This window comes from Amycolatopsis sp. NBC_00345, from assembly GCF_036116635.1.
GTDB lineage: Bacteria > Actinomycetota > Actinomycetes > Mycobacteriales > Pseudonocardiaceae > Amycolatopsis.
Genome location: NZ_CP107995.1, coordinates 6516015 through 6536531, shown reverse-complemented (window position 1 = coordinate 6536531; position 20517 = coordinate 6516015). Strand labels below are relative to the sequence as shown.

Sequence of the window (20517 nt, the reverse complement as noted above, 5' to 3'; positions counted from 1 at the left end):
CTTCGGACGATGTCCGGGGCGGCCTTTCGCTTGCGTTTGCCGACAGTGATCATGGCGGCATGAAGCGGCTGACGACCCGGATCGACGACGACCTGCACGCGCAGTTGAAGGCGCGGGCCAAGGCCGATGGGCGCAGCATGAACGCCTTGGTCGTCGAGGTGCTGCTGGGCATCGTCCGCCGGCCGGAGACACCGCGGCAGCGGAAGGCCCGCCTGCTCGCCGAGGGCAAGCTGGTGTCCTTCAAGCCCGACGGTGACCCGCCGGGCCACGACGAACTCGAGAGGTGCTCGCGCGGCTGGGGCACGGCGGTCAGTGAAGCCCTCGACTGGGCCAGGGGGGAATGGTGACGATTCTCCACGCGGACACCAGCGCGGTCGTCGGCCTCTACCTCGCGGACGAGCTCGATCATGGCGAGCTGCGCCAGCTCCTGCTCGGCGGTGAGCACCTGGTCCTGACCAGTGAGCTGACCCGGATCGAGTTCGCGAGCGCGATCACCGCGGCCAAGCGGAACGGGCGCATCCCCGACGCGCGCGAGTTCATGCAGCAGTTCGACGAGGACAGCGAGAGGTCGGTCATCGGGCTCATCCCCTTCGAGCCGCGCCGGGTCTTCCCCGCGGCGAAGCGGCTCGTGATGGAGAACTACCCGCTGCGCACGCTGGACGCCGTCCACCTGGCCGTCGCGATGCACGAGACCGCCGAGCTGACCGGTGGTGAGCCGGTCACGATGGTGACGCGCGACCAGCGGCAGGCGGAGGCGGCGAAGGCCAACGGCTTCGACCTCCTGTGACGCCGCACCTCAGCCGGTGAAGCCGCACCTCGGCTGGTGAAGCCAGGACTCGGCGCCGGGCCAGGCCCGCCCAATCCCGCGCGCGCCGTCGGGTCAGGCCCGCACCTTCGCGGCAGACAGCCGCCTCAGTTCCACTCCACGGCGATCCCGGCCAGTCCCGGCCCGGGGTCGCGGAAGTAGCCGCTCGTCACGCCGCCCGTGTCGCAGGGGAGTTCCTCGGTTTCGACGGGGATGGCGTCGTCACGGGCGCGGATCTCGCGGGTGCAGCGGGCGGGCAGCGCGGCGGCCGCGAACTGCATCTGCAGCAGGTAGCTGGAGCACTGGTCGCGCAGCATGCGGTAGTAGCCGGGGCACACCGCGCCCGAGTCGTCGCGCATCTCGAAGCAGAAGACGTGGATGTCGCCCTCGCCGAGCTTGCGGTCGAAGAGCAGTTCGGTCGCCATGATCTCGCCGCCGGGCTGCCGTCGGATCCGGCCGACGCGGCAGCCCTCCGCCGTGATCATCTGGACGTCGTCGATGCGGCAGCCCGGATCGCCGCTGTACACGGTCACGTAGCGGTCCGGTCCGTGCCGACGCGCGCGCACGACCAAGCGCGTCCGGATGCTCACCTGCCGCCGTTCGGCGTCGAGCGTGATGCGGTCGTGTACCGAGAGTAGTTCGAGGTCGGCGTTCGAGTGGCTGGCCGACGGCAGCACGCCCAGGTCGGTGAGCAGCTTGTCGACGATCGAGCCGACGTCGCCCGAGCGCAGGTCGTAGAAGGACACCGCGGCCTGGTGCCCGCGCGGGCGCGCCGAGCGCGGGCCGATCAGCACCACGAGCGAGTCGGCGGGCAGCTGCAGCACCGACTCCAGCGCGCGGACGGCCGGCAGCGCCTTGGGCACCTCCGGCTGCCGCAGCCCACGCTGCCAGTAGCTCAGCGTCGACTGTCCGATTTGGACACCCCGTAGTGCCAGGTGGGCCCGCAGCCGGGCCAGTGACAGGCCGCGGTGGCCGATGGCGAGCCGCAGCACCTGGTGGAATTCACCGGTCCGCAGCGCGTCGGCCAGCTCGGTCGGCAGGTCGTTCGCGCCCCGCCGGGCAGGTTCGATGATCAGTGGACCTTCCCTGTCTTTCACCACCGCTTGTCCCTTCACCCGACCAGTGTCTGCGCTGGGCGTGAACACCGCGGAACGTTCACGTTAGCAGCGCACGGTAGTCGGTCCGACCCCCGTTTGGGGTGGTTGGCCACGGAAGGGTGCCCGTTCCGTGTTCCACAACAACCCCGGAACACCCCGATCACCGGAAGAGCACCTTGCTCTCGGTCACGGCACTGTTCACCGTTGTGACGACCGATGGCCGGTGGTTCGTGACTTGCGGCGAAAGGGGTCCGTGGCGGTGATGTCGATGCGGGTTCGTTTCGCTGGTGCTGTTCGCGGCACGTCGCGGCCGGCCGCGGTGGCCGTTCCGACGTCCTATCAGGACGCGGCCGCCCCCGGTCGGAGAGCACCCGGCTTCACCTGGACGCGCACACTCACCGGGACAGCCCGATGAGCCGCCGCCTCCTGGTGCTCCTGGTGCTCGCGGGCTTGGCGTTGCTGACGACGGCACCGGGCGCGGGCGCGGCGCAGCCCGCCGGCGTCAGCAACGCCGACCTCGCCGCGGCACGCACCGCGGCCGCGGGCCTCGCGTTGTCGTCCGGCGCCCTGCTGATGCGCGGGCCCCGCGCCGGCCGCGCCACGCTCACCGACTATCGGCGCACGGTCTCCGGCCAGGACGCCGACAGGCTGACGGGCACCTCGGCCGCGGACAGCTACAGCCTCGTGAGCAACGTCCTGCCCCGCGACGGAGACAGCAGCGGCCAGCCTCCCCCCAGCCACGACGACGCGTGGATCGCGCTGGTCATCCTCGCCGGCCTGCTGCTGGCGAGCGGCGCCGGTTACCTGCTGTACGCGCGCCGAGAGGCCGCCTAGACGGACCGGCCGGCCCGGCGGTGCCGTCCCTCCCGCCGGGCCGCCGGTCGACCACCTCCGGATCAAGCCGGGTCCGGTCGGGTCCGGTCGGGAACGGCCGGCCAAGCCCGTCCCGTTGCTAATCCGACCGAAAGCAGGCGGACACGGGCTGCAGCCGAACTGCTCGTCGAAACCCGTTTCCGCCGTGGCTGCCGTCGGATTAGCAACGAACGGCACAGTAGGCTGGACGGTGTGGGGCGACTGGTCGTGATCGAAGGTCTGGACGGTGCGGGCAAGCGCACCCTGGCGGACGGGCTCACCGCTGCCCTTGGCGAGGACGGGGCGAGCGTCGCGACTCTCGCCTTCCCGCGTTACGGCCGCAGCGTCCACGCCGACCTCGTACGTGAGGCCCTGCATCGAGGCCACGGCGACCTCGCCGACTCGGTGTACGGCATGGCCATGCTCTACGCGCTGGACCGCAGCGGCGCCGCCGACGAGATCCGGGCGTTGCAGGCGGAGCACGACGTGGTGCTGCTCGACCGTTACGTCGCCTCGAACGCCGCGTACGCCGCCGCGCGCCTGCGCCAGTCTGCGGACGGCGAAGTGGTGCAGTGGGTGTGGGACCTGGAGGTCGGCCGGTTCGCGCTGCCGCGCCCGGACGCGCACCTGCTGCTGCGCGTGGCCCCCGAAGTCGCCGCCGAACGCGCGGTCCGCCGCGCCGCGACGGAGGCCGACCGCGCGCGCGACGCCTTCGAGTCCGACGACGCCCTGCAGCAACGCTGCGCCGCCGTGTACGACGAGCTGGCCGCGGCCGGCTGGCTCGCGCCGTGGCACGTCCTCGACGGCGTCGCCGGGGTGGACCTGCCGACGCTGGCGAAGTCCCTGCTCGCCTAACCCCGGAACCGCGCCGGGTCGAACAGCGCGACCGGGTGCTCCGTCGTCCCGTCGAGGACGAGGTCGGCCAGGATTTCGCCGACCACCGGGGTGAACTTGAAGCCGTGGCCCGAGAATCCGCACGCCACGACGGCGCGCGGGTGCTCCGGGTGCGGGGCGATGACGAAGTGCTCGTCGGGCGTGTTCGTGTACAGGCAGGTCGCCGCGCGGCGGAACTCGCCCGGCAGCGTCGGGAGGCGGGAGCCGGCGAGGTCGGCCATCCGGCGGACCTCGGTTTCGTCCACCCGGCGGTCGATCGTCTCGGGCGTGCACGGCGTCCCGCCCAGGTGCGAAGCCACCTTCACGCCCTGGCCGGGGCTCGCCGGGAAGCCGTAGAACTGCGTGTCCTCGTCCGTCTCCCAGAGGTAGACCGGTTGCCGCGAAGGCGCGTATGCCGACGCGTCGCCCGAGGGCGTGAACCAGTACTGCACCTGACGCTGCACCTCGAACTCCACGCCGAGCCCCGAGAGCAGCGACGGCGCCCACGCGCCCGGGCAGAGCACGAGCCGCGAAGCCGTGTAATAGCTCGACTCCGTGCCGACGCGTACACCGGTTTCCGAGGTGCTCCACGTGAACACCTGCTCTTCGTGGTGCAGCTCCGCGCCGAAGCGGGCCGCGAGCTGCAAGTGCGCCGCGACGCTGCCTTCGGGCGAGACGAAGCCGGCGCCCGGCTCGTACAGCGCCACTTCGTCGTCGAGCGGGGCCATTGTCGGGAAGCGGCGGCGAATGTCGGCGGCGTCGAGCAACTCGTGCGGGATGTCGAACTTCTCCGCCGACAGCCGGCTGCCCGCGACCGTCTGCGAGTCCGGCGCCCCGACCATCAGCCCGCCGCAGCGGGTGAAGATGTCCCGCCCGGTGTCGCGCTCGATTTCGTCCCACAGCTCGTGCGCGCGCAGCAGCAGCGGCACGTAGTCCGGGCCTTCGAGGTAGGCCTGACGCGTGATCCGCGAGCCGCCGTGGCTGGAGCCGAGGTTGTGCACGGGGGCGAACTGGTCGAGGCCGAGCACCCGCTGTCCCCGTCGCGCCAGCCGGTACGCCGCGGCGCTGCCCATGCCGCCGAGCCCGGCCACGATCACGTCGTAGTGCGTCACGAGGCGCTCCTCAACCGGGTCATGCCCACGTCGAACTGCGGCTCGACGGCCACCACGGCGGGGACTTTCGTGCCGAAGTACTCGATCTCCACGGGCGTCCCGGGCCTCGTGTACTCCACCGGAAGCCAGGCGTACGCGATGTTCTTGCCGACCGTGTACCCGTACGCGGCGCTGGTGACGTAACCCGCGGGCCGGCCCTCGGCGTACACGGGTTCCTTGCCCAGCACCACGGCGTGCGGATCGTCGACGGTCAGGCAGGTCAGCTTCCGGCTCACTGTCGCCTCGGATCGGTCTCGCAGCGCGTCACGGCCGAGGAAGTAGCCCTTGTCCATCCGCACCGCGAAGCCCAGCCCGGCCTCGAACGGGTCGTGTTCGGCGGTGACGTCCGTGCCCCACGCGCGGTAGCCCTTCTCCAGCCGCATGCTCGAGACCGCCTCGCGCCCGGCGGCGATGATCCCGTGCGGCTCCCCGGCCTCCCACAGCGTGTCCCACAGCCGGCGGCCGAGGTCCGCGGTGGTGTACAGCTCCCAGCCCAGTTCGCCCACAGAGGACAGTCGCAGCGCGACCACCGGGACGTTGCCGACATACGCGCGCCGGGCCCGGAAGTAGCCCATCCCGGCGTGCGAGAAGTCCGTTGTGGACAGTGGCTGCAGGACCTGCCGCGCGAGCGGGCCCCACAGGCCGACGCAGCACGTGCCCGCGGTGGTCTCGTGGACCTGCACCGCGCCGTCGCCGGGCAGGTGGCGGCGCAGCCAGTCGACGTCGAGGTTCCCGTTCACCCCCACCTGGAACCGCTCGGCGCCGAGCCGCGCGACGGTGAGGTCGCTGCGCACGCCGCCGTGCTCGCCCAGCAGCAGCGTGTACGTCACCGTGCCGGGCGCCTTGTCCAGCTGGTTCGTGGTCATCGCCTGCAGGAACGGCAACGCGCCGGGGCCGGTCACCTCCAGCCGTTTCAACGACGTCAGGTCGAACATCGCCACCCGCTTGCGCGCCACCAGTGCCTCGGCGCCGCCGACCGGGGACCAGTACCGGGCGGCCCAGCCGTCCCGCGCCGGCACCTGCGCCACCTCCGGCAGGTTCTCGTTCGCGGCGAACCACTGCGGCCGCTCCCAGCCGCCGGACTCCAGGAAGTACGCGCCCAGCCCGGCGTGCCGCTCGTAGAACGGCGACGTGCGCAGTGGCCGCGGCTCCTTCACCGGCTGCAGCGGATGGACGATGTCGTAGACCTCCACGAAGCTGCGGCGGCTGCGCTCGTGCACGTGGTCCGGCGCCAGCTGCACCTGTTCGAACCGCGCGAGGTCGCTCGCGTGCAGGTCGAGCTGCGGCTGTCCGTCGACGAGCCAGCGCGCCATCTCCCTGGCGACGCCCGCGGAGTGCGTGACCGCCGCGGCTTCGGCCACCCAGAAGCCGTCGAGGTCCGGGTGCTCGCCGAGCAGCGGCAAACCGTCCGGGGTGACGGGGAACAGGCCGTGAACGCCGTCTTCCACCTTGGCCTCGCCCAGCACCGGCAGCAGGTCCACGGCCGCGGCCCACGAGTCCTCGAAGTCGGCCGGTGTGAAGGCGGGCGCCGGCGACACCGCGGCGCCGCGCGGCCCGAGGTCCGCGGGGTCGACCGGCATCGCCCGGTGCCCGTAGGCGCCGATGCCGAGGCGGTCGACATGCTCGCGGAAGTACAGGCCGGCGTCCTGGTGGCGCAGGATCGGTTTGCCCGCCTCGGTGAAGTCGTCGTTGTCGCCGGCCAGCACGGGCAGCGGCGTGGTGCGGGCGTACTGGTGCGCCATCGGCACCAGCGGCACGGCGAGGTCCACCAGCCGTCCGACCAGCGGTGCCCACGAGCCGGCGCACGAGACCACCACGTCGGCGCGGAAGCGATCGGTCTCGGTGACCACGCCGGTGACCCGTCCGGCGTGGCGCTCGATGCCCGTCACCCGTTGGCCGGAAAGGAACTTCGCCCCGCGGTCGCGTGCGCGGCGGGCCTGCGCCTCGGCCGCGCGCAGCGGCTTCGCCAGGCCGTCGCCGGGGATGTGGAGGCCGCCGAGCACCTTCGCCGGGTCGAGCAGCGGGTGCAGCTCGGCGCATTCGCCCGGTTCGCGCAGGTAGCTCCGCACACCGGACGCCGTGGCCCAGCCGTGCCGCCGCTTCAGGTCCGCGAGCCGCTCCGGCGTGGCCGCCACCTCCAGGCCGCCGACGGGCTGGAAGCACCACTTGCCCGCCAGCGTGAGCGAGCTGTACTTCGCGACGGTGTACTTGGCGAACTCCGTCAGCGTGCGGTCCGCACCGGTCTGGAACACCAGCCCCGGCGAGTGCGAGGTGGACCCGCAGGTGGTGAAGAGGCTGCCCTGCTCCAGCACGGTGACCTCGGTCCAGCCGCGCTCGGTCAGCTCGTCGGCCAGCGCGCAGCCGGCGAGGCCGGCGCCGATGACGACCACTCGCGGTCGGGCTGCCATCGCGGGTACCTCCTGCCTGCCGGGGCGTCCTCGGCGGACGCGCCGGCTCGGGGTGAGACAGGCATGCCGAACGACCCGCCGGGCGCGGGGCAGGTTGCGGATGGGGGATAGTGTTCCGTCTTCTGCAACAAAGTGCGGGATCGCGGGCACGCTGTCAAGACCGCGCGAGGAAGCGGTTTTCGCACTTGCCCTCAGGCTGGTGGCGCGCGTAATGCGGCGGTAACGCGATGGGGCCGTGTCAGATCGCGAAGTAGCCGAGCTGGGCCGAAAGTTCTTGCGCCGCTTCGGACATCGGCCGGACAATCTGTCGTATGCGCTGCTTCGAAAGCCGATAAGACGGCCCGGACGCGCTCATCGCCGCGACGACCTCGCCGCCGGGTCCGTGGATCGGCACCGCGACCGCGTGCATGCCGAGTTCGAACTCCTCGAAGCAGGCCGCGTAACCGTCTTCGGCGACGCGCTCCAGCTCGTGCTCCAGCTCCTCGGCGTCCACCGTGGTGCGCGGGGTGTACGGCTCCAGGTCGAGGTCCAGCACGCGCTTGCGGTCCTGGTCGCCCATGTACGCCAGCAGGACCTTGCCGCTGGACGTCGCGTGCAGCGGGGTCCGCTGGCCCGTCCAGTTCTGGGTGGTGATGGCGGCCGCGCCGCGGGCCTGGCTGATGTTGATGGCCACGCCGTCGTCGGCGATCGCGATGTTCACCGTCTCGCCGAGCTCCTCCGCGAGCGACTGGCAGGTCTGCCGGCCGAGCTTCGCGATGTCCATCCGGCCGGTGGCCGCGCCCGCCAGGCGGACGATGCCGAAGCCGATCGCGTACTTGCCGCGTTCGCCCAGCTGCTCGACCAGGCCGTGCGACTCCAGGACACTGAGCAGCCGGGACGCGGTCGACTTGTGCACCCCCAGCTCGCCGGCGATCTCGGTGATGCCCGACTCGCCGTTGCGCGCCAGCAGTTCCAGCACGTTGATCGCGCGGTCGACCGACTGAACTTGACTTACCTGGCTTCCCGTTGCGTTGCCCGAGTCCTGGTTCCGCATGGCGCAACACTAACCGCTCGGTGTGGATCTGTTCGGCTGAGCGGGCGAATCCCTTGACGACGGGGGTGCGTGACCAGGATTGTTGCGCACAGCACGTCATGTCTCGCAATGCGCAACAAAGTTCCGAACCGTCTTCGGTTCCCGTGACCCGTTCCCGGAGGCCCCTGATGATCCGCGCCTGCGCCGCCGCCGACCTGCCCGAAGGCGAAGCGCTCCGCCTCGACGGTCCCGTCCCGATCTCGATCTTCCACACCGAAGCCGGCTTCTACGCCATCGACGACACCTGCACCCACCAGGACGCGTCGCTGGCCGACGGCTGGCTCGAAGGCTGCTTCGTGGAGTGCCCGCTGCACGCCGCGCTGTTCGACCTCCGCACGGGCATGCCGAGCTGCCTGCCCGCGAAGAACCCCGTGCGCACCTACACGGTGGTCGTCACCGACGGCGTGGTCTACGTCGACGCGCCGGTGCCCGCCGTGGCCGGTGTCGAGGACGTCGCCTGAACCTTCCGTCGCAAAGTCCGTTGGCGAGTCCCTGAAGGCCACCTTCAGGGACCTGTATGCCCTGAAGGTGGCCTTCAGGGGCCGTCCACCGGTGCGCCGCACGCGTCCGGATGGAGCAACGGGGTGCCCCGATCTTGATCTTTCTGGTGGTCAAACGCGCGGGTCGTGCCCGGGCCCAGGTGAACTAGTGCGAACATGTGCTCATGAAGGCACGTGTCTTGGTGGTCGACGACGACCCCGCGCTCGCGGAGATGCTCACCATCGTGCTCCGCGGCGAGGGGTTCGACACCGCGGTGGTCGCGGACGGTTCAAGGGCTCTTCCGGCGCTGCGGGAGCTGAAGCCGGACCTCGTCCTGCTCGACCTCATGCTGCCCGGGATGAACGGCATCGACGTCTGCAAGGCGATCCGCGCGGAGTCCGGCGTGCCCATCGTCATGCTGACCGCCAAGAGCGACACCGTGGACATCGTGCTGGGCCTGGAGTCCGGCGCCGACGACTACGTGGTCAAGCCGTTCAAGCCGAAGGAGCTGGTCGCCCGGGTCCGCGCCCGGATGCGCCGCACCGAGGCCGAGCCGGCCGAGTCGCTGACCATCGGCGACCTGGCCATCGACGTGCCCGGCCACGAGGTCACCCGCGAGGGCAAGGCCATCCCGCTCACGCCGCTGGAGTTCGACCTGCTGGTGGCGCTGGCCCGCAAGCCGCGCCAGGTGTTCACCCGCGAGGTGCTGCTGGAGCAGGTCTGGGGCTACCGGCACGCGGCCGACACCCGGCTGGTCAACGTGCACGTCCAGCGCCTGCGGTCGAAGGTCGAGAAGGACCCGGAGCACCCCGAGGTGGTGTTGACGGTGCGCGGCGTCGGTTACAAGGCCGGCCCGCCGTGATCGGGCGATGACGGCGGAAGCCGGCGCCGAACCACCGGAACCGGGCACCCCGCGTGCCCCGAAGGCGGGACGGCTGCGTGCCTCCGCCCGCGCCACGGCACGCCTGGTCCGGCGCGTCGTGGTTTCCGTGCGCCGCCGGGCGGTGGGGCTCAACGACCTGTGGCGCCACTCGCTGCAGTTCCGCGTCACGATCTCGACGCTCGCGCTGTCGTCGGCCGTGGTGTTCGTGCTGGGCATGGTGCTGCAGAACCAGATCACCGAGCGGCTGCTGGACACCAAGCGGCACGCGGCGGTCGAGCAGGCCCAGGCACTGGCCGACACGGCCGCGCGCGAGCTGGTGGGTGTCGGCGGCGAGTCGGCCGACGCGCTGCACACGCGGCTGGAGAACGCGCTCAAGAAGATCTCCACCACGTCCGCCTCGCCCGCGGGCTCCACGGCGGGCACGTTCGAGCCGGTGCTGGCCAGCGTCGGGCGCGACCAGTCCGACGCCGGCCAGGCCGACGCGGACCCGGTGTACGCCGGGCCGTTCAACTACGTGCCGGTGGGGCTGCGCCAGTTCGTGGAGGGCAACCACCTGGCCCGGCTGGAGCACACCGTCTCCACGAACGGCGGGCGCACGACCTACCTGATCGTCGGCACGCCACTCAGCTCGGTGGCCAGCCCGCTGCAGCTGTACTTGCTGTTCCCGCTGACGAGCGAGCAGAACACCGTCTCGACCGTGCAGAACACACTGCTTGTCGGCGGCCTGGTGCTGCTGATCCTGCTCGCCGGCATCACGAACCTGGTGGTCCGGCAGGTGGTGCGGCCGGTCCGGGAGGCCGCCGCGGCGGCCGAGCAGTTCGCGGGCGGTGACCTCGACCAGCGGCTCGCCGCGGTCGGCGAGGACGACCTGGCGAAGCTCGCCGTGTCCTACAACGGCATGGCCGCGAGCATCCAGCGCCAGATCCGCCAGCTCGAAGAGTTCGGCGGCCTGCAGCGCCGGTTCACCTCCGACGTCTCGCACGAGCTGCGCACCCCGTTGACCACCGTCCGGATGGCCGCCGACGTGCTGCACGCCTCGCGTGAGCAGTTCCCGGCCGGCCTCGCACGCTCCACGGAGTTGCTGGTGGACGAGCTGGACCGGTTCGAGGCGCTGCTCGGCGACCTGCTGGAGATCAGCCGCCTCGACGCCGGGGTCGAGGAGCTGTCGGCCGAGCTGATCGACGTCCGGCCGATCGCCACCCGCGCCGTCGAGCAGGTCCGCGTGATCGCGGGCACGGCGGGCAGCTCGGTCGAGCTGGTGCTGCCCGAGGACGAGGACGCCGCGGCCGAGGTCGACGCGCGGCGGGTGGAGCGCATCCTGCGCAACCTGCTGGCCAACGCCGTCGACCACAGCGAGGGGAAGCCGGTGGTGCTGACGGTCGGGGTGAACGAGACGGCGGTGGCCATCACTGTCCGGGACCACGGTGTCGGCCTGCGCGCCGGCGAGGCCGGCCTGGTGTTCAACCGCTTCTGGCGGGCCGACCCGTCACGCAACCGGCGCACTGGCGGCACCGGGCTCGGCCTGGCGATCAGCCAGGAGGACGCCCGCCTGCACGGCGGTGAGCTCCAGGCGTGGGGCGAACCCGGCCAGGGCGCCTGTTTCCGCCTGCTGCTGCCACGCCGGCAGGACGTGCCGGTCGTGGCCAGTGAGAGCCCGCTGCCGCTGCCCCCGCCGGACTACGTGCCGCCCGTGCCGGTGCTGCCCGCGGTGCTGGAGGTCCAGCCCGCGCCCGACGCGATCCTGGCCGACTCCGGCGCCGACCGTGAGGAGGCCGGCCGGTGAAACGCGCTCTGCTCGCCCTGCTCTGCGTGCTGGTCGTGGCCGGCTGCGCGAATGTCCCGCTCGAGTCCCAGCCCGTCGCCGTCTCCGACGACCGCCCCGTGCCGCAGGGCAACGACGCGCCGGAGCCGCCCAAGGACATCGACCCGCTGACGCTGGTGCGGAACTTCGTGCTCGCCGGCGGCGACCCGAGGTCGAGCAACGCGGCCGCCCGGGCGTACCTCGACGACCAGCAGCGCAGCGCCTGGAAGCCCAGCCGCGCGATGACGATCATCGACAACATCTTCGGCACCAACTTCGACACCCAGGCGGCCCCGCCGTCCACCGGGCCCGCGCCGGACCCGAACGTGCGCGAGGTGGTGCTGCGCGGGTCCGTGCTCGGCACGATGAGCGCGGACAGCGCGTTCATCCCCGGCTCCGGGCCGACGGAGCAGAAGGTCGAGGTCCGCAGGCAGGCGGACGGGCAGTGGCGGATCTCCACCCCGCCGTCGGCGCTGCTGGTGACCGACGACGACTTCGACGCCAACTACAACCGCGTCGCGGTGAGCTTCTACTCGCCGGACTCGGGGACCTTCGTGCCCGACCTGCGTTACGTCGCGGCGAAGCCCCAGTCGGGCCTGCCGGGACGCGTGATGGACCTGATCCTGCAGGGCCCGTCGGCCGGGCTCGCCGGCGCGGTGAAGAACCTGCTCGGCGACCAGGTCACGCTCGAGACGAACGTCAAGAACAACGACGACGGCTCGCTGATGGTCCAGCTCAGCGGCCTCGGCGGGGCCAGCCCCGACACCCGTTCGCTGATCGCCGCGCAGATCGTCCTGTCGATGCAGACGGTCACGTCCACTCGCATCCGGCTGCTCGCCGACGGCACGCCGCTGGTGCGCGACCACGAGTATTGGCGAAGCAGCGACGTGCCCGCGTACAGCGCCGCTTCGTCGCCCAGCTCGGACCTGACGGGCCTGATGACGGCCGGTGGCCGCGTCCGCTCGCTCGGCGACGGCGCGCCCGTCGCGGGGGCCGCGGGCAACGGCGCGTACAACGTGGTCGACGCCGCCCAGTCCATCGACGGCAAGCGGCTCGCGGTGGTGGACCGCGACGGCGGCCAGGTGCGCCTGCGCATCGGCGAGATGGGCCGCGACCTGCCGCTCGTCGACCTCTCCGGCGGCGACCTGAGCCGCCCGACCTGGCGCCCGGCGCCCACCGGCGGGGGCCCGTCGGGCGAGGTCTGGACGGTGGTGGACCGCTCGACGGTCGCCCGCATGGTCCTCGACCCGACCGGCCACTGGCTGCGCCAGAGCGTGAACGCGAACGACGTGCTGGCCCTCGGCCAGATGGGCCAGATCGACGGCCTGCGCCTCTCCCGCGACGGCGCCCGCGTGGCCGCCATCGTGAACGGCCAGCTCGTCGTGGCGGCCGTCGTCCGCAGCGGCGACACGGTCACCCTGCGCGAGCCGCGGGTCCTCCAGCCGGGCGCCCTGTCCGACGTCGTGGACCTCGACTGGGGCTCGAGCGCGGACTCGCTGGTGGTGGTGACATCTTCGACCTCGCAGCCGGTCCAGCGCGTCTCGGTGGACGGCCGCCGGATGGACGCGTTCAACAGCTCGAACCTCACAGCCCCCGTCCGCGCCGTCACCTCGGCCCCGAGCCGCCCGATCGTCGTCGCGGACGCCGGCGGTCTGTGGAACGCCACGGAACTGGGGGAGGTCTGGCGTCCCCAGCCTCACTCGATGCCGGACGCGGAGCCGTTTTACCCGGGGTGATGCTGGGGGCTCGTGAGTGGCTATGACGGTTAGAACCGTCATAGCCACTCACGAGCCCACTTCGCGCGTCGGAAACTGTCGGTGCCCGGGTGCACACTGCGGGTCATGGTTCTCGACCTGCTCGTCCCGGCCCGCTGCGCCGGTTGTGGTGTCCGTGGTGCCCCGTGCTGTGTGGTGTGTTCGCAGGTGTGGGGGTCACTCACGGAGGTGATCCGCACCCTGCTCGCGGGCCTTGCCCCGGTGTACGCCCTGGCCCGCCACCGGGGCGCGGCGAGGCGAATGCTGATCGCGTACAAGGAGCGAGGACGCCGGGACCTGGCCCCGTTCCTCGGCCAGGCGATCGCTGCCGCCCTGCCGGCGTTGCCGGGCGGTGGCCTCAGTCCTGCCCGCGGGAGTCCCGCGCTCGCCGCGTCGACCTTGCCTTTCGCGCCCGCCCTGCCTTTCGCACCAACTCCGCTGTGCCTGGTCCCAGCACCCAGCCGCCGTTCGGCGTCACGGGTTCGGGGCGGCCCGCACATGCTGCGGATCGCCGAGGCGGCCGCGCGGCAGATGGCCGCCGTCGGGGCCGAGGTGTTCGTCGCCCCGGCGCTGGAGCTCAAGGGCGCCCGTGACGCCGTGGGGCTGGGGCGGGCCGAGCGCGTCGCCAATTTGGCCGGGCGGCTGCGGTTCGTCCCGGATGGGCGGCCGCCGCCGGGGTGCCGGGTCGTGGTGCTCGACGACATCGTCACGACCGGGGCCACGGCGGCCGCGTGCGTGGCCGCGTTGAAAAGTTCGGGTGTCGCCGTCGCCGCCGTGCTCACGCTGCTCGCCGCCGGGTGACGCGGGGGTCACCTACATGAGTGATGTCAAGCGGGAACGCGACGCGGTCCCGGGCCGTTGTCGGGGCATGAGGGTTCGTCGGCAAATCACTCCGGCAGCTGAGCACTCCACCGGGGTGGCGGCTGTGGCGGAGGGGGCCGTCACCCTCGGCTTCCGAGGTCCCGGGCCATTGGGCCGTCCGCGTGAAATCGAGCGACGCGCGCTCGGCCGTCCGGTACGGGATTTCGCCCTCGGCACGGGGGTTTCGCTGCGCGCCGTAACGGGTTCCCGGGTACGGATATCCCCCGGCTCGGGGGCTGTTGCAAGCGGCGTGATGAAGCTAACGTGCACCGCTATCAGTAATTCCCGCAGGCAGGGAGGTATGCAGCCCATGTCCCTGGCGCCGGAGGCCTGCTGAGTCCGCGCTCGCGCATCCGCCACGAGACGTCGTGACCGGTTCCCGAGTTCTTCTCAGCCCGCCAGATCCGGGCTCCGTCCCCGCAGTACCGGCGCCGTGTGAACACAACAGCTCGCAGTCATCTGAGCGAGGGAGGTCGTGTATGGACATCGTCGTTAAGGGCCGCAACGTGGAGGTGCCCGAGCACTATCGGGCACTCGTCAGCGAGAAGCTGGCCCGGCTCGAGCGCTACGACAAGAAGGTCATCCGCTACGAGGTCGAGCTCTTCCATGAGCCCAACCGCCGGCAGGCCAAGAGCTGCCAGCGCGTTGAGATCACCGGAAAGGGCCGCGGCCCAGCCGTACGCGCTGAAGCGTGCGCAGCGGACTTCTACGGAGCGCTCGACTCCGCCGTCACCAAGCTGGAGAACCGGCTGAGGCGGACACACGACCGGCGGCGCGTGCACTACGGACGCAGCCGCCCGGAGTCGGTCGCCGAGGCGACCTCCGTGGCGATGGCCGGCGGATCCGACGCCGTCGCCCGTCCTGCCGCCGGTACGGCGGTGCTGGACGCCCCCGAGAGCGAAGTGGCCGAGCCCATGGCGAACGGCTTCGCGGGCACCGGGGAGATACCCCAGCAGAAGCGCTGGGAAGACGAGGCACTGGGCTACCAGCCCGGCCGCGTCGTCCGCGAAAAGGAGCACGACGCGGACCCGATGACGGTGGACCAGGCTCTCTACGAGATGGAGCTGGTCGGCCATGACTTCTACCTGTTCAACGACTCCGAGGCCGGCCGGCCGAGTGTCGTCTACCGGCGAAAGGGCTTCGACTACGGCGTGATCCGGCTCGGCTGAGCCCGGTCCGAATACCTGTCCCGGATGGCCCGCACGCGCTCGCGTGCGGGCCATCCGCACGTCGAAGGTAGGGTGTCACCGGGCCTTTTCATGTCCTTTGGCGAGCACGTGCGTGCACGGACCGCGCCGTGTTCCCTACGATGGGGTCAGACGACGGCGACGCACTCGGGCGCCGCCGTGCCCAGATTGCCCGGGACCGGCTCGGGTGCGATCGAGATCAGCTAGTGAGGTCGACCGGATGGTGCTGAACCGCCTGCTCCGCGCGGGTGAGGGCAAGATGGTTAAGCGGCTGCGCAACATCGCCGATCACATCAACACCCTCGAAGACGACGTGAAGGATCTGTCGGACGCCGAGCTGCGGGCCAAGACCGACGAGTTCCGCGAGCGGAACGGCAAGGGAGAGTCGCTCGACGAGCTGCTGCCCGAGGCGTTCGCCGTGGCTCGGGAGGCCTCGAAGCGGGTCCTCGCCCAGCGGCCCTTCGACGTCCAGCTGATGGGCGCCGCCGCGCTGCACCTCGGCCAGGTCGCCGAGATGAAGACCGGTGAGGGCAAGACGCTCACCTGCGTCCTGGCGGCCTACCTGAACGCGATTTCCGGCAAGGGCGTGCATGTCGTCACGACCAACGACTACCTCGCCAAGCGCGACTCGGAGTGGATGGGCCGTATCCACCGCTTCCTTGGCCTCGAGGTCGGGGTGATCCTGGCGGAGCAGACGCCGCAGGAGCGCCACCGCATGTACAACGCCGACATCACCTACGGCACGAACAACGAGTTCGGCTTCGACTACCTGCGCGACAACATGACGTGGTCGCTCGACGAGTGCGTGCAGCGTGGGCACAACTACGCGATCGTGGACGAGGTCGACTCGATCCTGATCGACGAGGCCAGGACGCCGCTGATCATCTCGGGCCCGGCGGACCAGTCGTCGCGGTGGTACATGGAGTTCGCCCGGCTGGCGCCGCTGATGCAGGGCATCGACACCACCACCATGGGCACGCGTGAGCGGACCGAAAAAGCCAACCTCATCAACTCGAAGTACCACTACGAGGTCGACGTCCGGAAGCGCACGGTCGCTGTCACGGAGACCGGCGTCCGGTTCGTCGAGGACCAGCTGGGCATCGAGAACCTGTACGAGGCCGCGAACACGCCGCTGGTCGGCTACCTGAACAACGCCCTCAAGGTGCAGGAGCTGTACCACAAGGACAAGGACTACATCGTCCGCGACGGCGAGGTCATGATCGTCGACGAGTTCACCGGCCGCATCCTGGTGGGCCGCCGCTACAACGAGGGCATGCACCAGGCGATCGAGGCCAAGGAAAAGGTCGAGATCAAGGCCGAGAACCAGACGCTCGCCACGATCACCCTGCAGAACTACTTCCGGCTGTACGGGAAGCTCGCGGGCATGACCGGTACCGCCGAGACCGAGGCGGCGGAGTTCCACCAGACCTACAAGCTGGGTGTGGTGCCGATCCCGACCAACCGGCCGATGGTCCGTGACGACCGCGCCGACCTGATCTACAAGACCGAGGAGGCCAAGTTCGAGGCCGTCGCCGAGGACATCGCCGAACGGTACGAGAACGGCCAGCCGGTGCTGGTCGGCACCACCAGCGTCGAGAAGTCCGAGCTTCTCTCGAAGCTGCTGCTGAAGCTGCAGGTCCCGCACGAGGTGCTGAACGCGAAGCACCACGACCGGGAGGCGCTGATCGTCGCCAGGGCCGGCAAGAAGGGCGCGATCACGGTCGCCACCAACATGGCCGGCCGCGGTACCGACATCGTGCTGGGCGGCAACCCGGACATCATCGCCGACCAGAAGCTGCGTGAGCGCGGCCTGGACCCGGTGGAGAACTCCGAGGAGTACGAGGCCGAGTGGCCGAAGGTGCTCGAGGAGATCAAGGAAGCGGCGAAGGACGAGGCCGACGAGGTCCGCGAGGCCGGCGGCCTGTACGTGCTGGGCACCGAGCGGCACGAGTCGCGCCGCATCGACAACCAGCTGCGCGGTCGCGCCGGTCGTCAGGGCGACCCGGGCGAGTCGCGGTTCTACCTCTCGCTCGGCGACGACCTCATGCGCCGGTTCAACGCCGTGATGGTGGAGCGCGTGATGACCACGATGCGCCTGCCGGACGAGGTGCCGATCGAGCACAAGATGGTCTCCAAGGCGATCCGGAGCGCGCAGACCCAGGTCGAGCAGCTCAACATGGAGACCCGCAAGAACGTCCTCAAGTACGACGAGGTGATGAACGAGCAGCGCAAGGTGATCTACGCCGAGCGCCACCGCGTGCTCGAGGGCGAGGACCTGCGCGAGCAGATCGAGCACATGCTGGTCGACGTCGTGAACGCCTACGTCGACGGCGCCACGGCCTCGGGTTACGCCGAGGACTGGGACCACGAGCAGCTGTGGACCGCGCTGAAGACGCTCTACCCGGTCGCGCTGAACTGGGACGAGCTGATGGAGGAAGACGGCGACCTCGACGCCGACGGCCTGCGCCAGGCCCTGGTCGAGGACGCGCACAACGCCTACGACCGGCGTGAGGCCGAGATCGACGAGCTGGTCGGCGAAGAGGGCGCGATGCGCCGCCTCGAGCGCCAGGTGATGCTGACCGTGCTCGACCGCAAGTGGCGTGAGCACCTCTACGAGATGGACTATCTCAAGGAGGGCATCGGCATGCGGGCGCTCGCGCAGCGCGACCCGCTGATCGAGTACCAGCGCGAGGGCTTCGACATGTTCCGCGCGATGCTCGACTCGCTGAAGGAGGAGGCCGTCGGCTTCCTGTTCAACCTCCAGGTCGAGCGCGCCGAGCCGGAGCCCGCGGCCGAAAGCGCCGCGTCGCTGCCCGCCGGGGTCACCTCCGCGACTTCCGCGGCCGCGGCCTCGTTCGGCAACGGCAATGGCGATGGCAACGGTCAGGCCGACGGCCGGCACGCGCGTCCGACCCCGCCGCAGGCACCGGCCACCGACACCGAGTCGGTGCCGTCCGCCTTGCGGGGCAAGGGAATCGGCGGCGGTATCCAATCCGGACTGACGATGTCGGGCCCGTCCGAGGGCGGCGGCGTCGAGTCCCATTCGGACAGTGCCGAGAGCGATGACGACGCGGCGGCCGGTGGCAACACCCGCCGCGAGCGTCGTGCCGCGGAGCGCGCGCAGGCGAAGAAGGGCAAGAAGGGTCCGCGTCGCTGACCCTCGGCACCGCGGACCGTCCGAATCGGACGGTCCGCGGTTGTCTGTGAACTGGTTGAGGAGGGGACGCCGGTGACCACCGTGCCCGTGCAAGCGGATCCGCAGGTTTTCACGGAGATGTTCGCGCCCGCGCACAAGGCGGATCCCTATCCGTTGTACGGGCGGTGGCGCGAGCGGTCGGCGGTCACCGAGCTGGGGCCGGGCTCGCTCGTGGTGAGCGGCCTGGCCGAGGCCACCGAGCTGGTGCGCGACCCGGCGTTCGGCCATCCCGAGCCGGAGGTGCTGGACCCGGCCGAGCGTGACGTCGACGAGCCGGTGGACGAGAACGGGCGGGTGGTCCGGGCGTTCCTCGGCCTGAACCCGCCGGACCACACCCGCCTGCGGCGGCTGGTGTCGAAGGCGTTCACGCCGCGCACCGTGGAGCAGCTGGCCCCGCGCATCGAGGCGATCACCGACCGGCTGGTCACCGATCTGCTCGACGCGGGCGAGGCCGACCTGATGCCCGCGCTCGCGGCGCCGCTTCCGGTCGAGGTGATCAGCGAGATGCTCGGCGTCCCGCTGGCCGACCGCGAGCGTTTCGCCGGCTGGTCCCACGACATGGCGCGGGCGGTCGACCCGGAATTCCTGCTGTCGGAGGAAGACCGGGCGGCGGCAACGCGCGCCCGCCGCGAGTTCATCGCGTACTTCCGCGAGCTGGCGGCCGAGCGCCGGCGCTCTCCGGGCGAGGACCTGTTGTCCGAGCTGGTCATGGCGTCGGACGCGGGGGACAAGCTCAGCGAGGGCGAACTGCTCGTCACGCTGACGGTGCTACTGGTCGCCGGGCACGAGACCACCACCAACCTGATCGGCAACGGCGTGCTGGCGCTGCTGCGCGAACCCGCCGGGCTTGGGACACTGGGCCCCGGCGGCGCGCTGGCGGAGCCGGCGGTCGAAGAGGTGCTGCGCTACGACTCCCCGGTGCAGCTCACTTCGCGGACCGCCTTGCGTGACACGTCTGTCGGCGGCTTCGCCGTGTCTGCGGGCACACAGGCGATCGTCCTGATCGGCGCGGCCAACCGCGATCCCGCCGGGCACGCGGACCCGGATCGCTTCGACCCGTCCCGCGAGCCCGGCCGGCACCTCGCGTTCGGCCAGGGCATCCACTTCTGCCTCGGCGCGCCGCTCGCCCGGCTGGAAGGCCGGATCGTTTTGCGCACGCTCGCGCGTCGCATCCCCTCGCTGCGCCTCGCCGGCACCCCGTCCTGGGGCCCGATGACCACCTTGCGCGGCCTCGCGACGCTGCCGGTTTCGACCAGCTGACCGGGCTTTCAGGTCGGCTGTCCTGATTGCCGCGGAGCCGGAGCGCGGGATGGGGCGGTGGTGAACGCGGACCCGAGCGGGACCCGGCAGTGGCGCGGCTCGGTTGTGGCCGAGCTTTTGCACTCTGCCGTCCGCCACTCTGCCAGCCATCACTAAGCCAGCCACCACTTCGGCGTCCATCACCGACTCCGGCAACGGGCGGTCCTGCTGGTGGCGCCCGGTCGCCCGCGCCCGGCCGCAGGCGAACGACCGGCCGGGCCGTTGGCCTGCTCAAGCGGCCAGCCGCCGTACCGGTTGGGCGGGCTGGACCGCCCGCATCGGGCCGGTTCGTGGTGCGAGCAGGTGGAAGCGCGTGCACACCCAGCCCGACCGCGTCCGCTGGAAGCGGGCCGCCAGCGCGAGCACCCGTGGGCCGCTGCGGATGGTGGCGCAGGCTTCGACCGCGGTGTCCGTCGGATGACAGACGTGGAGGGGGCCGATGCGGTGGCGGGTGCCGGGCAGGCGGGGATGGGCGATCAGGCGGGCGAACAGCGCCGGGTCGACCAGTTGCTCGATCTGCGCGGCGGAGCGCCGGCCGCCCAGCACCTCGAGGATCGTGTTGAGCCGCTGTGCCAGGTGGTGCTCGCCGGGCGGGGCCAGCAACGTCGTGAGCTGCCGGTCCGATGGTGGCAGGTCGCGCTCTGGCCGGTCCCCGCGCCGGCTGCGGACCGGGCGTGGCCGTGGCGTCGGCTCGAACGGCGCCAGGGTGCTGATGCGGTGGTCGATCGTCATGTGTTCCTCCCCGAAACCTCGGACGATCCGTCGCCAGTAGTGGCCAGGGGAGCCGGAAAACGGGAC

17 protein-coding genes are annotated in these 20517 nt (G+C 71.3%); 12 read left to right on the top strand and 5 right to left on the bottom strand.

Going from position 1 to position 20517, the window contains the following annotated elements; translation table 11 throughout:
• Nucleotides 1–59: 59 nt before the first annotated feature.
• Nucleotides 60–347 carry a FitA-like ribbon-helix-helix domain-containing protein gene (locus OG943_RS29205; protein ID WP_328604133.1) on the top strand — a complete coding sequence of 96 codons (288 nt, stop codon included), beginning with the start codon at nt 60–62 and terminating at the stop codon, nt 345–347.
• A complete protein-coding gene (locus tag OG943_RS29200) occupies nt 341–787 on the top strand; it encodes a type II toxin-antitoxin system VapC family toxin (protein ID WP_328604132.1) in 447 nt (148 codons plus the stop codon). Before OG943_RS29205 ends, OG943_RS29200 begins: the two co-directional genes overlap by 7 nt.
• Before the next feature lie 125 nt (nt 788–912).
• Here the strand turns inward: OG943_RS29200 and OG943_RS29195 are convergent, their stop codons facing one another.
• Nucleotides 913–1902 carry a hypothetical protein gene (locus OG943_RS29195; protein ID WP_442874577.1) on the bottom strand — a complete coding sequence of 330 codons (990 nt, stop codon included), beginning with the start codon at nt 1900–1902 and terminating at the stop codon, nt 913–915.
• Nucleotides 1903–2313: 411 nt separating this feature from the next.
• Between OG943_RS29195 and OG943_RS29190 the strand changes: the two genes are divergently transcribed.
• Together OG943_RS29190 and OG943_RS29185 are read left to right on the top strand one after the other, a co-directional pair.
• A complete protein-coding gene (locus OG943_RS29190) occupies nt 2314–2736 on the top strand; it encodes a hypothetical protein (RefSeq protein ID WP_328604130.1) in 423 nt (140 codons plus the stop codon).
• Between the two features lie 231 nt (nt 2737–2967).
• Complete coding sequence (locus OG943_RS29185; protein ID WP_442874576.1) at nt 2968–3609, top strand: dTMP kinase; 642 nt, start codon at nt 2968–2970, stop codon at nt 3607–3609.
• On the opposite strand, the gene solA is transcribed toward OG943_RS29185, so the two are convergent.
• From solA to OG943_RS29170, 3 genes are all read right to left on the bottom strand, one after another.
• Complete coding sequence (solA, locus tag OG943_RS29180) at nt 3606–4739, bottom strand: N-methyl-L-tryptophan oxidase (protein WP_328604129.1); 1134 nt, start codon at nt 4737–4739, stop codon at nt 3606–3608. The two genes, OG943_RS29185 and solA, sit on opposite strands and share 4 nt — an antisense overlap.
• Nucleotides 4736–7186 (bottom strand): GcvT family protein, encoded by a 2451-nt coding sequence (locus tag OG943_RS29175; RefSeq protein ID WP_328604128.1) that lies wholly within the window; start codon nt 7184–7186, stop codon nt 4736–4738. The genes solA and OG943_RS29175 overlap by 4 nt, the downstream gene beginning before the upstream one ends.
• Before the next feature lie 238 nt (nt 7187–7424).
• Nucleotides 7425–8219, bottom strand: a complete 795-nt coding sequence (locus OG943_RS29170) for an IclR family transcriptional regulator (RefSeq protein ID WP_328604127.1) — start codon at nt 8217–8219, stop codon at nt 7425–7427.
• Between the two features lie 167 nt (nt 8220–8386).
• Here OG943_RS29170 and OG943_RS29165 point away from each other — a divergent pair, with 167 nt between their 5' ends.
• The 8 genes from OG943_RS29165 to OG943_RS29130 all read left to right on the top strand — a co-directional run bounded on the left by OG943_RS29165 (nt 8387) and on the right by OG943_RS29130 (nt 19680).
• A complete protein-coding gene (locus OG943_RS29165; RefSeq protein WP_328604126.1) occupies nt 8387–8719 on the top strand; it encodes a bifunctional 3-phenylpropionate/cinnamic acid dioxygenase ferredoxin subunit in 333 nt (110 codons plus the stop codon).
• A gap of 203 nt (nt 8720–8922) precedes the next feature.
• A complete protein-coding gene (mtrA, locus tag OG943_RS29160; protein WP_005150760.1) occupies nt 8923–9600 on the top strand; it encodes an MtrAB system response regulator MtrA in 678 nt (225 codons plus the stop codon).
• Between the two features lie 7 nt (nt 9601–9607).
• Entirely contained in the window at nt 9608–11404 is a 1797-nt protein-coding gene (mtrB, locus tag OG943_RS29155) for an MtrAB system histidine kinase MtrB (protein ID WP_328604125.1), read from the top strand.
• Nucleotides 11401–13158 carry an LpqB family beta-propeller domain-containing protein gene (locus tag OG943_RS29150; RefSeq protein WP_328604124.1) on the top strand — a complete coding sequence of 586 codons (1758 nt, stop codon included), beginning with the start codon at nt 11401–11403 and terminating at the stop codon, nt 13156–13158. Before mtrB ends, OG943_RS29150 begins: the two co-directional genes overlap by 4 nt.
• 105 nt (nt 13159–13263) lie before the next feature.
• The gene (locus OG943_RS29145) at nt 13264–13977 is read left to right on the top strand and encodes a ComF family protein (protein ID WP_328604123.1); all 714 of its coding nucleotides are present in this window, start codon (nt 13264–13266) and stop codon (nt 13975–13977) included.
• Nucleotides 13978–14516: 539 nt separating this feature from the next.
• On the top strand, nt 14517–15206 hold the full coding sequence (gene hpf, locus OG943_RS29140; RefSeq protein ID WP_328604122.1) for a ribosome hibernation-promoting factor, HPF/YfiA family: 690 nt from the start codon (nt 14517–14519) through the stop codon (nt 15204–15206).
• Between the two features lie 238 nt (nt 15207–15444).
• Nucleotides 15445–18381 (top strand): preprotein translocase subunit SecA, encoded by a 2937-nt coding sequence (gene secA, locus OG943_RS29135; protein ID WP_328604121.1) that lies wholly within the window; start codon nt 15445–15447, stop codon nt 18379–18381.
• A gap of 72 nt (nt 18382–18453) precedes the next feature.
• The gene (locus OG943_RS29130) at nt 18454–19680 is read left to right on the top strand and encodes a cytochrome P450 (protein ID WP_328604120.1); all 1227 of its coding nucleotides are present in this window, start codon (nt 18454–18456) and stop codon (nt 19678–19680) included.
• Between the two features lie 270 nt (nt 19681–19950).
• Here OG943_RS29130 and OG943_RS29125 read toward each other — a convergent pair whose 3' ends face one another.
• Nucleotides 19951–20451, bottom strand: coding sequence for an Rv3235 family protein (locus tag OG943_RS29125; RefSeq protein ID WP_328604119.1), 501 nt, complete (start codon nt 20449–20451; stop codon nt 19951–19953).
• Nucleotides 20452–20517 lie beyond the last annotated feature (66 nt).

What these genes read in the sequence shown, in the direction of transcription:
- OG943_RS29205 (WP_328604133.1), top strand. Translation starts at nt 60, where the DNA reads ATGAAGCGGCTGACGACCCGGATCGACGACGACCTGCACGCGCAGTTG.
- OG943_RS29200 (WP_328604132.1), top strand. Translation starts at nt 341, where the DNA reads ATGGTGACGATTCTCCACGCGGACACCAGCGCGGTCGTCGGCCTCTAC.
- OG943_RS29190 (WP_328604130.1), top strand. Translation starts at nt 2,314, where the DNA reads ATGAGCCGCCGCCTCCTGGTGCTCCTGGTGCTCGCGGGCTTGGCGTTG.
- OG943_RS29175 (WP_328604128.1), bottom strand. Translation starts at nt 7,186, where the DNA reads ATGGCAGCCCGACCGCGAGTGGTCGTCATCGGCGCCGGCCTCGCCGGC.
- OG943_RS29170 (WP_328604127.1), bottom strand. Translation starts at nt 8,219, where the DNA reads ATGCGGAACCAGGACTCGGGCAACGCAACGGGAAGCCAGGTAAGTCAA.
- OG943_RS29165 (WP_328604126.1), top strand. Translation starts at nt 8,387, where the DNA reads ATGATCCGCGCCTGCGCCGCCGCCGACCTGCCCGAAGGCGAAGCGCTC.
- mtrA (WP_005150760.1), top strand. Translation starts at nt 8,923, where the DNA reads ATGAAGGCACGTGTCTTGGTGGTCGACGACGACCCCGCGCTCGCGGAG.
- mtrB (WP_328604125.1), top strand. Translation starts at nt 9,608, where the DNA reads ATGACGGCGGAAGCCGGCGCCGAACCACCGGAACCGGGCACCCCGCGT.
- OG943_RS29145 (WP_328604123.1), top strand. Translation starts at nt 13,264, where the DNA reads ATGGTTCTCGACCTGCTCGTCCCGGCCCGCTGCGCCGGTTGTGGTGTC.
- hpf (WP_328604122.1), top strand. Translation starts at nt 14,517, where the DNA reads ATGGACATCGTCGTTAAGGGCCGCAACGTGGAGGTGCCCGAGCACTAT.
- secA (WP_328604121.1), top strand. Translation starts at nt 15,445, where the DNA reads ATGGTGCTGAACCGCCTGCTCCGCGCGGGTGAGGGCAAGATGGTTAAG.
- OG943_RS29125 (WP_328604119.1), bottom strand. Translation starts at nt 20,451, where the DNA reads ATGACGATCGACCACCGCATCAGCACCCTGGCGCCGTTCGAGCCGACG.